The sequence below is a fragment of the Salinivibrio sp. PR5 genome (genome assembly GCF_001996085.1).
Classification (GTDB): Bacteria; Pseudomonadota; Gammaproteobacteria; order Enterobacterales; family Vibrionaceae; genus Salinivibrio; species Salinivibrio proteolyticus.
This window is the reverse complement of sequence record NZ_MUFK01000001.1, coordinates 82376-95744: the sequence shown is the minus strand read 5'-3', so window position 1 is coordinate 95744 and position 13369 is coordinate 82376. Positions and strand designations below refer to the sequence as shown.

The 13369-nt window shown below is 51.1% G+C and carries 10 protein-coding genes; 2 read left to right on the top strand and 8 right to left on the bottom strand.

The window, feature by feature from the left end; translation table 11 throughout:
- Nucleotides 1–113: 113 nt before the first annotated feature.
- The 4 genes from yqiA to nudF are packed head-to-tail and all read right to left on the bottom strand — an operon-like array spanning nt 114 to nt 2642.
- Nucleotides 114–692 carry an esterase YqiA gene (gene yqiA / locus BZG82_RS00390; RefSeq protein ID WP_077479486.1) on the bottom strand — a complete coding sequence of 193 codons (579 nt, stop codon included), beginning with the start codon at nt 690–692 and terminating at the stop codon, nt 114–116.
- Nucleotides 693–696: 4 nt separating this feature from the next.
- A complete protein-coding gene (gene cpdA / locus BZG82_RS00385; protein ID WP_077764936.1) occupies nt 697–1521 on the bottom strand; it encodes a 3',5'-cyclic-AMP phosphodiesterase in 825 nt (274 codons plus the stop codon).
- A gap of 22 nt (nt 1522–1543) precedes the next feature.
- Nucleotides 1544–1990 (bottom strand): DUF1249 family protein, encoded by a 447-nt coding sequence (locus tag BZG82_RS00380; RefSeq protein WP_108742936.1) that lies wholly within the window; start codon nt 1988–1990, stop codon nt 1544–1546.
- Between the two features lie 13 nt (nt 1991–2003).
- Nucleotides 2004–2642, bottom strand: a complete 639-nt coding sequence (gene nudF, locus BZG82_RS00375) for an ADP-ribose diphosphatase (RefSeq protein ID WP_077764935.1) — start codon at nt 2640–2642, stop codon at nt 2004–2006.
- A 231-nt stretch (nt 2643–2873) separates the two neighbouring features.
- On the opposite strand from nudF, the gene tolC reads away from it, so the two are divergent.
- On the top strand, nt 2874–4187 hold the full coding sequence (gene tolC, locus BZG82_RS00370) for an outer membrane channel protein TolC (RefSeq protein ID WP_077678334.1): 1314 nt from the start codon (nt 2874–2876) through the stop codon (nt 4185–4187).
- Nucleotides 4188–4260: 73 nt separating this feature from the next.
- On the opposite strand, the gene hldE is transcribed toward tolC, so the two are convergent.
- Complete coding sequence (hldE, locus tag BZG82_RS00365) at nt 4261–5688, bottom strand: bifunctional D-glycero-beta-D-manno-heptose-7-phosphate kinase/D-glycero-beta-D-manno-heptose 1-phosphate adenylyltransferase HldE (RefSeq protein WP_077479490.1); 1428 nt, start codon at nt 5686–5688, stop codon at nt 4261–4263.
- Between the two features lie 226 nt (nt 5689–5914).
- On the opposite strand from hldE, the gene lpxL reads away from it, so the two are divergent.
- A complete protein-coding gene (gene lpxL / locus BZG82_RS00360; protein ID WP_077764934.1) occupies nt 5915–6835 on the top strand; it encodes an LpxL/LpxP family Kdo(2)-lipid IV(A) lauroyl/palmitoleoyl acyltransferase in 921 nt (306 codons plus the stop codon).
- A 36-nt stretch (nt 6836–6871) separates the two neighbouring features.
- On the opposite strand, the gene glnE is transcribed toward lpxL, so the two are convergent.
- From glnE to BZG82_RS00345, 3 genes are all read right to left on the bottom strand, one after another.
- Complete coding sequence (gene glnE / locus BZG82_RS00355) at nt 6872–9721, bottom strand: bifunctional [glutamate--ammonia ligase]-adenylyl-L-tyrosine phosphorylase/[glutamate--ammonia-ligase] adenylyltransferase (protein WP_077764933.1); 2850 nt, start codon at nt 9719–9721, stop codon at nt 6872–6874.
- Between the two features lie 92 nt (nt 9722–9813).
- Nucleotides 9814–11415: a methyl-accepting chemotaxis protein gene (locus BZG82_RS00350; RefSeq protein WP_077764932.1), complete on the bottom strand. Its 1602-nt coding sequence runs from the start codon at nt 11413–11415 to the stop codon at nt 9814–9816.
- A 339-nt stretch (nt 11416–11754) separates the two neighbouring features.
- Entirely contained in the window at nt 11755–13278 is a 1524-nt protein-coding gene (locus tag BZG82_RS00345; RefSeq protein WP_077662767.1) for a CYTH and CHAD domain-containing protein, read from the bottom strand.
- Nucleotides 13279–13369: the final 91 nt, after the last annotated feature.

Genomic DNA, 13369 nt, shown 5'->3' with positions numbered 1-13369 from the left:
TTGTCAAGCTCCGCCCCCTGTTACCGCGAGTTTATGTGAACTGCCATCCGCCTCGTACGCCGCCGTGTTCAGGCGAGACAAGGTTTGCCTAAGACGTTGGCAATAAAAGGAGGCTACAATCCAAGGAACTGGATAATGTCGGCGCAGTAGCGTTCAAAGCCAACAAAGCTATGATCGCCCTCTGGCTCAACCGTTTGTCGACTGGCACTAAATTTCTCAACCGCTTGACGATAGTCGAGCACTTCATCCCCCATTTGCTGCAGCAGCCAAAATTGCGAAGGGTGCGTCAAGGTAGGCACATCCAGCGTGCGCAGCGCCAAAATATCGTCAGCATCGAGTTGATAGCGCTCATGGGTGTAAGGATTCACCTGCTCGCCGATATAATCTTGCAATAACTCATATGGGCGTACCGCGGGATTGACCAACACCGCCGGTATATCATAGCGCTCACTGAGCCAAGTGGCGAGAAATCCCCCCAGTGAACTGCCAACGAGCCCCAGCTGATGGGTGGCACCATAGGTATCGACCAACTCAGTCAACAGGTTCACGGTGGGTTGTGGGTGGCTAGGCAGTTGCGGGACGAGTACCTGAATATCAGGGCGCATCGTTTGACAATACGCCCGCATTTGTCGTGCTTTTAACGACTGCGGAGAGCTATTAAAGCCATGGAGATAGAGCAGTGCTGAGGCCATAGGGTTAGTATCCACTGGAGTCAAAATCAGGACGGAACTGTTGCCCCGTCACACGCTCGACTTGGCTCTCAATCCGTCCATCACTGTGCAAATCCAACCAGCGCCAGCCGGGGTTTTGGTTATCCAATGCAAAATCATGCGAGTCCGGCATAAATTGGATACAGGTTGACGGCGATGCCATAACTTGTACACCTTGATGGCGAACATTCAGCGCTTGGTGAATGTGCCCACACACCACAGCTTTTGCCTGTGGGTGGGCCGCCATGATCTGCCAAAACCGTTCGCGATTGACCAGTTTGTGCTGATCAAGCCAAGTACTGCCGGCCTCTAGGGGGTGATGATGCAATAACACCAGCGCATGGCGCTGTGGGTAGTCGCTTAAATGCTGCTCCAAAAGGCGTAACTGTTCGCTAGACAATTCACCATGTGGCACGCCCGACACTTGGCTGTCGAGTAATATCATTTGCCAGTGTTTGCCAAGCAACACTTGTGAACAATGCGACAGCGAGCCAGATTGCAACACCGAACGCATTTCGGGTTGAAAATCATGGTTTCCCGGCAGCCAAAAACAGGGTTGCTGCCAACGCTGAACTCCATCTACAAAGCGGCGATAAGATAAAGCTGAGTGATCTTGAGATAAATCACCGGTCGCAATAATGGCGTCAAAGGTACGTTGTGTGGCGCTTATCGCATCAAGCACCGCATGATAGCTATGCAGTGTATTAACACCCAGCAAACTGCCCTGTTCGTCCGCGAACAGGTGCGTGTCGGTGATTTGCAGAAGGCGAATACAATCGCCGTTCGCGTTCTCAATCTGGCAAGGCTGCAACGTTGAAAATACCTTTGCTGGTTTAGTTTAACGATGATTTATACACGGAGTCTGAGGCGGTCACGCCGCGGCGCAAACAGTGCGCCAGCCAATCAGACAAAAATGCATTAACCTGATGTTTTTCATTGCGCTGATGCATGCGCGGATTCGGATAATCATAACGCGGTTTTAGTCGTGAAATCTGCTGCGTGGTACACACTTCAGCAACACGTGCATCATGGTATAGGCGCACGGTTAAATTCGCGCGTAAGTAGTCGGGGGCTTGGCCTTTGCCGAGCTGGGCAATGTCCAGTAAGGTAGTGTAACGGGTTGACTCACGGACAACCAACGCATATTCCTGCCCTTGAATATCGTATCGACACACTTGCCCGACCTCGTCGCGTTTAGGCATTAAACGGACAAGTTTGGCGTAGTTGGTTTCATACAGGCGCATCATCGCCGGCAAGTCGACTCGATAATCTGTTTTCACACACACCTACTGTTTATTGATTGTTTTGTTCATTATAGCTTTGACGTAGCCGACTAGCATTGAGTTCCAACCATTGCAGCGCAATGATGGATGCCGCGTTTTCAATCTCGCCATCGACCACCTTTTGATACGCCTGTTGACGTGAGAATCGATGAACCAAGATATCTTCATTTTCGCTTGCCAATCCGTGTACGCCAGCCGCTTCAGACGCATCGACAATCGCCACAAAGACCTCTAATTGTTCCGTGCAGCCGCCGGAGCTGGATAAATAGCGGGTCACTCGCTCCATCTGCTGCAATAAAAGGCCGGCTTCTTCCCGCGCCTCGCGATGTGCCACTTGCTCGGGAGACTCTTGCTTATCCATCATGCCCGCAACAATCTCAAGCTGCCATGGCGAAGCCCCTGCTGCCATCGCACCGACACGAATTTGTTCTAGCATAACCACTTCGTCACGCACAGGGTCATAGGGAAGTACTGCCACCGCATGACCACGCTCAAACAACTCGCGAACCACGGTGCCACTCCAACCGCCTTTAAACAATCGGTGACGAAACTGATAGCGATGAATTGAGAAAAACCCTTGATAGCATGGTGAGATATCTTCAATCACAATGTCTTCACGGCCAAACTGACCGGGGGGATGGCTGGACATACTCGCTCCTTGCTATTCGTGGTGGCGGTGCAGTCATATCATTGGCACGGCTGCGCCGCAAACCTTAAACTTAACTTTTTTGATAAAAGTTACAACTATTTTTAAGTCCCAATCGCAAACCGGATAGTTTACACTCAATATCTCAACAAATTGTCAGTTTCACGCAAGCATAATTGCGGTAAGCTAGTTGTCGTATTCTTATTGAACAGCTCAAATTCAGGGATTCTACCTATGAAAAAATTGCTCCCTTTGGCATTAGGCTTGGCACTCGGCAGCCTAAGCTCCGTGGCTCTAGCCGACGATCTCGCCCAAATTTACCAACAAGCGAAGCAAAGTGATCCCACACTCAATCAAGCCGCCGCTGAACGTGACGCTGCGTTTTCAGCCGTGGATGCAACGCGCGGTACATTGCTACCCCAAATTGGGTTAAATGCCGGCTATTCGATCACCCGCAATGACAGCAACGATCAGCGTGACAGTAACACCACCAGCGCAGACATCAGTCTAAGCCAACAAATTTTTAAGCGTGATAGCTGGATCAACCTCGATATCAGCGAAATGCAAGCGCGTCAGCTAGATGCCGTTTACGCCGCGCAACAGCAAGGCTTGATGCTGCGTGTCGCACAAGCCTACTTTGATGTACTCCGTGCCATGGACAAGCTGGAATTTGTCAAAGCAGAAAAAGCGGCGGTTGGCCGTCAGCTTGAGCAAACCAAACAACGTTTCGAAGTCGGGCTCTCCGCGATTACCGACGTACACGATGCACAAGCGCAATATGACGCAGTACTCGCCGACGAAATCTTGGCCCAGAATGCCCTAACCAATAGCTATGAAGGCTTGCGTGAGATCACTGGTGAAGCGCCACGTGATTTGCGCGTGTTAGATACCGCACGTTTTAGCGCGAGTAAACCTCAGCAGCAGCCTACCGCGTTGGTTGAAACTGCCGAAGAGAAAAACTTGAAGCTGTTGGCAAGCCGTATTGCCCGTGATACGGCCAAAGAGCAGATCAAGCTAGCTGAGTCTGGCCATCTTCCGACTTTAACGTTTAGCGCTAAATACGGCATGACAGATGTCGATAATCAGCACAGTGATGCGTATTCAAGCGATACCAACGAAGGCAGTGCCGGACTCACCTTTAGTTTGCCACTGTTTACAGGGGGAAGCACCTCAGCGAACGTTGAGAAAGCGCAGTATAACTTCGTTGCGGCCTCGGAAAGTTTGGAAGCCACGTTCCGTTCAACGGTTAAGGACGTTCGCGCCTTCTATAACGACATTAACGCTTCTATCGGTGCCTTGCGTGCCTATGAGCAAACGGTCATTTCTGCGCGTTCAGCCCTTGAAGCGACAGAAGCAGGCTTTGAAGTGGGCACACGTACCATTGTGGATGTCCTTGACGCCACACGCCGCCTGTACGATGCCAACCGTAACCTATCGAATGCGCGTTACGACTACATCTTGAGCCGCCTTCAGTTGCGTCAAGCCGTGGGGACACTTAGCGAGCAAGACTTGCTAGAAATCAACAAAGGCTTGATTGAAAAGCGCTAAGCCTTAGCCGCTATCTTTGATCCAAAAAAGGTGCCCTCAGGCACCTTTTTTATTGACGGTTACTCGCTCGGTTTTATTGACCGCGACGAATTGACTCAATGATTTCAGTGGTGGAACAGCCGTCTTCAAAATTCAGCACTTTCACCTCGCCACCGTTATCCATCACCGCCTCAGCACCCGCTATCTCATCAACCTGATAATCGCCGCCTTTGACCAATAGATCTGGCAAGACAGCACCAATCAGGCGCGCAGGTGTTTCTTCACTAAAGGGCACCACCCAGTCGACCGCCCCCAAGCCAGCCAATACCGCCATACGTCGGTCAGTCGGGTTGACGGGACGTCCAGGCCCTTTCAAGGCTTGAACCGATGCGTCGGTATTCACCGCCACAATCAGACGATCTCCCAGTTTGGCGGCTTCATTCAGGTACGCCACATGTCCAGCATGTAAAATGTCAAAGCAGCCATTGGTCATCACCACTTTTTCGCCGCGCCCTTTGGCGACTTTCACCGCCTCAATCAACTGCGCTTCTGTGGTAACACCAAACCCAGATTCGTGCGAGCCATGAATCGCTTCAGTCAACTCAATGGTAGATAAGGTAGAGGTACCGAGTTTACCGACCACAACACCAGCCGCCGCATTCGCCAGTGCGCAGGCCTCTTCGATGGGCTTGCCCGCTGCCAACGATGCCGCCAATACCGAAATCACAGTATCGCCAGCCCCGGTCACATCATAAACTTCTTTGGCCAGTGTCGGCAGATTCAGTGGAGCGACATCGGGACGAAGTAGCGTCATACCGTGTTCACTGCGGGTCACCAATAATGCACCCAACTGATATTTTTCAATCAGTGCAACGCCTTTTTCGACCAAGTCTTCATCACTGTCTACCCGTCCAGCAACCGCTTCAAACTCAGCCATATTTGGGGTTAATAAGCTGGCACCACGATAGCGCTCAAAATCAGTACCTTTCGGATCCACCAAGGTGGTCACACCGGCTTGCTTGGCCGCCTGAATCAAAGGTTGGACTTGCGACAGTGCACCTTTCGCGTAATCGGACAAAATCATGGCCTGACATTGCGGTAAAGCCGCTTCGACTTTTGCCAACATAGGGGCCACATCCACGCCCTCAAACCCCTCTTCAAAATCAAGACGGATCAGCTGCTGGTTGCGACTCATCACCCGCAGTTTGGTAATCGTGGGGTGGGAATCGAGCGCGACAAAATCGCACGCAACCTTGAGCGAGTGAAGTTTCTGCGTGAGCGCATCGGCTTGCTCATCCTTGCCTGTCAAACCAATGAGTTGGGTATGACCCCCTAACGCAGCTATGTTCATGGCAACGTTAGCTGCGCCACCGGGGCGCTCTTCTGTTTGATTGATCTTCACTACAGGTACAGGTGCCTCAGGCGAAATTCGCCCCGTTGGGCCATACCAATAGCGATCAAGCATCACATCACCCACGACCAAGACTTGGGCTTGGCTGTAGTCAGGAAGGCTAAGTTTCATCTGGATCTCCGATACTGTCGTTACTGGGCGATAGTAGCACAGCCCCAATAAAAATGACCTATTGTCAGATGGCGCGCCGTACAAAAAACACGCAAAAACATTTCGATACCGTCACAGTGAGGCAGGTTCGCGCACGATTGTGGCGGGACAGCTTTTTAATTTTGCTCTACAATAGCGCAAGCCTCTTGGCCCCTTCTGGTTTTGGTTTTCATGAGTCATTAACGCTATGAGCGATTTTTCAGCGCCCACTTTTCGGATTGGGTTTGTTCACCCTCGGTATTGGCACACTTGGCTTGGTGTCGGATTCATGTATCTGGCAAGTTGGCTTCCTTATCGCGTCCAGTTTTATTTGGGCCGCGGTCTGGGTCGACTCATGTATACGCTGATGAAACGCCGCGTTGGCATCGCCGATCGTAACCTTGCGCTCTGCTTCCCAGAAATGACCCGCGCTGAGCGTGCCGCGATGGTCAAAGATAATTTTGCGAATTCGGGCCTTGCCTTGTTCGAAACGGGTATGGCGTGGTTTTGGCCTAAGTGGCGAATCAACAAGCATGTCACCATTGAAGGGTTGGACACTCTGATTGATCTGGAAAAGCAAGGTAAAGGGGTTTTGCTGATCGCCGTCCACTCGCTCAATCTAGAAATCGGTGCACGTGGCCTTAGTGACCAAACACCTGGCGTTGGCGTTTACCGCCCCAATACCAACCCTGTCTATGACTGGTTCCAGTTTCGTGGCCGAATGAAACGTAACATTGGCGTGGATCGAAAAGACGTCAAGTCCATGATCCGCTACCTCAAAGAAGGACACCGGATGTGGTACGCCCCCGACCATGACTATGGCCGACGCCGCTCAACCTTTGCGCCGCTTTTTGCGGTCGAAAAAGCCTGTACCACCACAGGGACGAGCTTGCTCGCCACTGCCGGTCATGCAACCGTGGTGCCTTTTTCCGTGATACGCCAACGACGCAATGGGCAGTATCACGTTAAGATAGAGGCGCCAATCAAACACTTTCCTAAAGACGCCCATGAAGCCGCCGTGGTTACCAACCAAGCGGTTGAGCGTTTAATTCTTCGCGCCCCTGAGCAATACATGTGGCTACACCGACGTTTTAAAACACGCCCCGAAGGTGAGCCTTCGTTGTATTGAGTTAAAAAAGGGCTGCTCGCGCGGCCCTTTTTGCGGCTATGGCTGACCTAACCACTGATGCCAAGCCTGTTCGACCACCTCTCTTTGCGTCACAAATTCGCTTTGAGGCACCACGCCTGATTCACCAGCAAGGTGGCTGCGATGAAGCGCATTACGCATACCGGTATACGCCTCTTTCAGCGCCAAAGCTTGTGATATCGGCATCACACCCGTCTCTCCGGCTTGTTCAAAAATACGCGCATTATCGCTGTAGCGCGTTAAGGCCGGATACTGCTGGCTATGGCTTAACACCAAATACTGCGCCAGAAACTCAATATCCGTGATCCCACCTTTATCTTGCTTAATCGCAAACACGGCTGGGTCATGTCGGTGCGCATGCTGGCGCATTTTCTCTCGCATCGACGAGACCTGCTCACGCAGTGTCTCTGGGTCTCTTGGGATGGTAAGAATACGCTGACGAACTTCAGAAAATGCTCGGCTTAAAGACGGATCGCCATAGATCATGCGCGCACGCACTAGCGCCTGATGCTCCCAAGTCCACGCTTCATTTTGCTGGTAATCCGCATACGCTTCCAAGGTACTGACTAACATTCCTGAGGTACCCGAGGGACGCAGACGGGTATCAATTTCATATAACACCCCAGATGCCGTGCGGGTTGAGAAAAGATGCACAATCCGTTGCGCCAGTCGTAAATAAAACTGACGGCCATCTATCACCTTGCGGCCATCGGTTTCTATATGGCTTGGACAGTCATGCAAAAACACCACATCCAAATCGGAGTTATAACCTAATTCCCAACCGCCAACTTTGCCATAGCCGACCACGGCAAACCCGCGCCCTTCACGGTCGGTTAAATGCGTGGGCTGACCATATTTTTCGGTCATTTGGTACCACGCTTGATTGACCACCGCTTCCACAATTGCTTCGGCTAAATAGGTTAAGTGGTCACTCACTCGCATCACCGGCAATACCCCCGCAATATCAGCGGCAGCAATTTTCAGTAACTGGGTTTGCTTGAATTGACGCACCGCTTCCATCTGCTGTTCCATATCTTCAACCGGGATCCGCGCCAGATAGTCCCCAAGCTCACTCCGATACGCGTCGGGCGCTAACGGTTGATAGAGATGGGTTAAATCCAATAGCTCATCCAACAGCATGGGGTAACGGGCAAGCTTTTCTGCAACCAAGGGACTCGCGGCACATAAGCGTAGGACTTGGTCAATGGCGCTAGGGTGCTCGTCCAGAAGCTCAAGGTAGGTCGTGCGTGTCGCAATATTGACCAATAAGTGAGTAATATGCGGCAGTACGCGTTCAGGATGAGGCTGCGCCAGTAATTTACTGAGTAATACTGGCATAAGGCGGTTTAACACATCCCGACCTCTCGGGCCCAAGGTCCGCTTTGCCAGCTCTTGCTTAAAGCTCAGCAATTGATCTGCGATGCTGGTCTCGGGCACGCCAAGATCGGCCAAGATCAAATTCGCATTATCGGGATCCCGCGCCATCGCCCACAAGTCATGATATTCGCTATCAACGTCGGCATCGCCTTCTTGCTCATCATCCCCAATCAAGCCAGAAAACACCTGATGGACCGCATGCATATGCTGGTGAATTTTAGCGACCAAGGATGGCCAATCCGATTCATTTAACGCCGCACACAAACGTGCTCGATCAAGCTCCGTCTCCGGAAGCGTTTGGGTTTGTTTATCGTCAATCGCTTGCAGCAGGTTTTCTACCCGACGCAAGTAAAGGTACGCGGCCTTCAACTGCGCCACATCGTTAGCGGGTAATAACGCCAGCTCATCCAGCGCCGCCAAGGTCTCTAACAAGCCCCGCTGACGCAAACTCGGCTCTCGGCCCCCGCGGATCAGCTGAAAAGATTGGGCAATAAATTCAATTTCGCGAATACCGCCAGCGCCTAATTTAATATTGTCCGTCAACCCGCGTCGACGGACCTCACGCTGAATTAACTGCTTCATACGACGCAAAGCTTGAATGGCACTAAAGTCTATATAGCGACGAAAGACAAATGGGCGCAACATCTGACGCAAGCTTTGATAGCAATCGTATTGCTCTTTGCCCATCACCCGCGCTTTGATCATCGCATAGCGTTCCCAATCTCGGCCTTGTTCTTGATAGTAATCTTCGAGCGCAGCAAAGCTCATCACTAAAGGACCACTATCGCCAAAGGGGCGCAAACGCATATCAACCCGATAGCAAAAACCATCCACGGTCGGTTGGTCGAGCGCTTTAATCAAGCGTTGTCCTAATCGGGTAAAAAACTGCGCATTGGCAATACTGCGTCGCGCACCTTGCGTTTCGCCATTGTCGGGATAGGTAAAAATTAAATCGATATCTGAGGAAAAGTTCAGCTCACAGCCCCCCAGCTTGCCCATGCCAAGGATCAACATAGGTTGCGCCTCACCTTCCGCATTCATTGGCGTGCCCCATGACTGAATGCAATGCGCATAAAGCCATTGATAGGCGGCCAGTATTTGCGCCTCAGCCAATGCCGATAGATGCTGTAAACTTTGCTCTACTGACCAATTACCTTGGATATCTTGCCAAGCAATCCACACCAGCTCTTGTTGGCGCACCTGACGCAACACGCGATGGAACGCGGCTTCATCGTTAACCGATTCAAGTGCTTGGGCTAATAAGGATGGGTACTGACTCGCGCGACATGGATCATCACGATGTTGGTATAACCAGTCCAATAAACCGGCTTGCTGTAATAGGGCGGCCGCAATAAATTCACTGCATCCAAGCGCCCGCTCGAGTTGCTCTCGGGCACAGCCTTGCCAGCGCGCCAATGCCTCTGCACAGTGCGCTTCAAGCTGGGAGGTATGATGATTGATAGTTGGGGCAAGCATATCAGGCAAAGCCATGGTGATTCCTTGTTGCGCTATCCTGCTTTGACATTAACAAAAAACGGCCCGCATGCGCAGCGGGCCGTTCCAGAGTGTGAAAAACGCGTCGATTAAATCTTGAATGCGCCAATTTTTTCATTAAGCGATTGGGCACTTTGCTCCACCATTTCTGCAGTTTCATGCAACTCGGTGACCACGGTCACAGAAGCTTGCACCAGCTCTTTCACGTTGGTGAGATTTTGGTTCATTTCACCCGCGACCGAAGCTTGTTGCTCAGACGACGAAGCAATTTGGAAATTCATATCATTGAGAGAACGGATCTGCGCCACGATTTGATCGAGTTCCCCGCCCGCTTGGCTGACCGAATCAACACTGCTATCAGCCTCACTCACACTACGCTCCATCAAGCTCACTGCTTGTTGCGCACTTTGCTGCAATTGGGTGATCATATCCTGAATTTCCACCGTCGCCTCTTGGGTATGTTGTGCCAACTTACGCACTTCATCGGCAACCACCGCAAATCCACGTCCGCTATCCCCAGCACGCGCCGCTTCTATTGCGGCATTGAGAGCCAGCAAATTGGTCTGCTCAGAAATCCCTTGGATAGTGACAACCACAGTGCCAATTTTTTCCACTTGCGATTCAACTTGGCTCACCACTTGTGAGGACTGACTAATGTCGCTAGACAACTCGTTGATGGTGTTGATGGTCGTTCCCACATAGCGCTGACCACTTGCCGCCTGTTCATTCGACGCTTCAGTGGCTTTCGAGGCTTCACGCGTATGTTCAGCCACATTCTGCACCGTGGCACTCATCTCACTCATCGCTGAAGCAAGCTGATCGATTTCGGCAAACTGTTCCTGCGCAGATTCTTTTGTCTCCGCCATACTGATGGTCATAATCTCTGCTAACGAGGATAACTCATCAGCGGCTTGACGCTGCGCATCAATCACATCCACCAGTTGTTGGCGAGAGGTCTCGAGCTCACGCGCCAGATCGCCAAACTCATCACGGCTGTTCATTTCGATTGGCTCGCTTAAATCTCGCTGCGCCAAGGCTCGAATTCTATCGGTGAGGTAATTGATTTGCCGCAGCATAATATTGGAGCCACCCAGCAAAATGACCATAAAGGAGATAATCATCAGTGCCGTCTGCCAAGCTATTTGGATCATATAGTCGTGATAATACGACTGGGCTTCCGACGTTGGCTGAGAGGCAACAATCCACCAATCACTGCCGGCAACAGGCACCGCATAACCATGTCGTGCGCCGTCATACACCGTATAGCTAAATGCGCTCGACTGATTGAGAAATAGGTCAGCCACGTCGCTATCTTGGTGATCATCTGGCACGCGTAGCTCAGCGAATTGGGTCATTGAAGGATGTGCCCACACCTGACGCTTTTTATCATTCACCAAGTACAAATAGGCACCTTCGTTAAACTCGGCATTCATACTCTCGACCGCTTCTCGCATCAGCCGCTCACCGTCAGGCTGTGCCATCAATGCTTTGGTCATGGCAGCGCCCGAGCGCGCCAATTCTTGTGTCTGTTTGAGGGTAAAATCCACCACAGATTGACGGAATGTTTGTGCATCCCATAATTGCTTACCCACCAACAACACGGTGCTAAATACCATCAAAATAACCAGCTTGGGAACTAAACGCAGATTGGTTACTGGTTTTTCCCATGCATAGAAGCTATGTTTCGCCATAATCCTGCACACTCCATGCCCACATCAATGCTGACTCGCGACCCTACGAGGCGGGCGATAATTATTCTCGACAATTCGTTATATCGGTAAATCCGGCGATGACTAAACCCTTGTTTACCTTATTTGTGATAATTGCCCACATCCATATTCAATAATGATAAGTTAATCAGCACAACAGATGCCCCTGATACCTCACCGCGCGGTTATAACTAACCGAGTAACCTAGCGTTTTGATGTAGATTGCGTTTCTTTCCGCTTGGAGAAGATCGTTATTCAATTTGCGATCGCACACGCAGTATAAAAAAAGCAGCTCCTTGAGCTGCTTTTATAAGAAGGCATTTAATCTTGCCAATAGGGGGTAAGCGTCAGGCCTGTTTGTCGACTTTGCGTCATCGCGTGTAATAACGACTCTTCTTTACGCGCCAACCATTTTTCTGCTTGCTTCTTATCTTCGTCGTCATCCAACTCTGCCACCAGTTCACGCACAGGCTCGAGTAGACGCAGCTCTTCAATGCCTTGCAACATATCCAGCCAAGGCAGGCGGAACGCTTTACGCCGGCTTTTATCAAACAAAGACGCGAGGCAGGTACCCAGTAACAAGTTGCGTTGCAGTCTTGGATACTGATCAAAATAGTCGTGCCGCGTCAGGGTTTTGGTCTCATCAAAAACCGCCAACAGCTCTTGCCAAGAATCAGGCAAGGCTTTGTCGGCAAATTGCTGGATAGGCTGGGCAAGCTTTTCTTCCGCTTTGTCATCTAAGAAAGGCTGCCACCCTTTGGATAAAATCCACCGACTTAAATCCAACAGCAAGTTGCAGTAACGTGACGCATGGAGTAGCGCAACCACATCTTCTCGCTCAGGCAAGGTTTCGTGCTTGTCTTTCAGTGCCTTAACCAAGGATTTACGGGCATTAAGTTTGCGTAAATATTGCCCCTTATCTTCGCATAAACGAGCAATGGCAGTGGCATGGTCAAGCCAAGCTAGCTCGCCTTCAAACCATTGCAGCTCTTGGCGCAAAAGGGTGCTAGCACGGCGAGGCACCACGCTACCAAACAACGCAAGCGCTTGACGGATCAGTAATACCGCGTAGCGAATTTCTTGCAGCGCATCGAGCGATTCTCGCTCAATGTAGATTTGCTCATGGTAATGCCAATGGCTCAGCGCATGCTCCAAAATACGGATCAGCGCTTTCTCTTGAGAGTCGTCATCACGTAACTTCACAATCGATAGTGCCGTGACCGGATCGCCTTGGTAACCCGTTGCTAAACGATAGCCACGCGCAGCCTTACTTAAATTACCAAGACGCACGCCGCCTTCATCAGCCAAGTTACGCGCCAGTGAGAACAAGGCATCGGTTTGACCAGAAATCAACTCCAGTTCAACCTCAGAAATCACGTCTTTATCACCCGCATCCGTCGACACTTCGCCTTGATCACAGGCCAGTTCGATTTGGCTGCCGTCTTCGGTCGCCAAAAGCCACTGACGGCGCACAAAATCAGTCGAAAATAGCGGCTGAAGTTGACTCGCAAGCGCTTGTATATCTAATCCATCGGGCCATGCTTCGACCGGGATCAAAGAAAGGTCCGGCTCAGGTCCGTTAAGCTCGGCGTTGTACTCAGGGCGTTGATGTAGCCCTGCGACCACCCGGCCCGCCGTTTTCAGCGTTTGAATGTAAACGCCGTCAAAGCGGCGCACCCGCAAACCGATATCGTGTTTGCGTAGGGTAAAATCTGGCGTATCAAAGTAGATGTTTCCCAGCTCGCGCTGGCTCTGCTGTAGCTGCTTTACACCGACAATTTTATCGCGAATGCGGTGAGAGAAGTCAGAAGAGACAAAAAACTTGAGCTCTATCTCAGTGTCCATACGGGTACCTATAGCCAATTGCCAGACAAGGATATGAACAATTGATCCTGTCGGCAAGTACTGGAGTTATCAGGCTTGATCAGGCGCAATG

Coding starts and splice junctions, on each gene's coding strand:
- yqiA (WP_077479486.1), bottom strand. CDS start 692: ATGGCCTCAGCACTGCTCTATCTCCATGGCTTTAATAGCTCTCCGCAG.
- nudF (WP_077764935.1), bottom strand. CDS start 2,642: ATGTCCAGCCATCCCCCCGGTCAGTTTGGCCGTGAAGACATTGTGATT.
- tolC (WP_077678334.1), top strand. CDS start 2,874: ATGAAAAAATTGCTCCCTTTGGCATTAGGCTTGGCACTCGGCAGCCTA.
- hldE (WP_077479490.1), bottom strand. CDS start 5,688: ATGAAACTTAGCCTTCCTGACTACAGCCAAGCCCAAGTCTTGGTCGTG.
- lpxL (WP_077764934.1), top strand. CDS start 5,915: ATGAGCGATTTTTCAGCGCCCACTTTTCGGATTGGGTTTGTTCACCCT.
- glnE (WP_077764933.1), bottom strand. CDS start 9,721: ATGGCTTTGCCTGATATGCTTGCCCCAACTATCAATCATCATACCTCC.
- BZG82_RS00350 (WP_077764932.1), bottom strand. CDS start 11,415: ATGGCGAAACATAGCTTCTATGCATGGGAAAAACCAGTAACCAATCTG.
- BZG82_RS00345 (WP_077662767.1), bottom strand. CDS start 13,278: ATGGACACTGAGATAGAGCTCAAGTTTTTTGTCTCTTCTGACTTCTCT.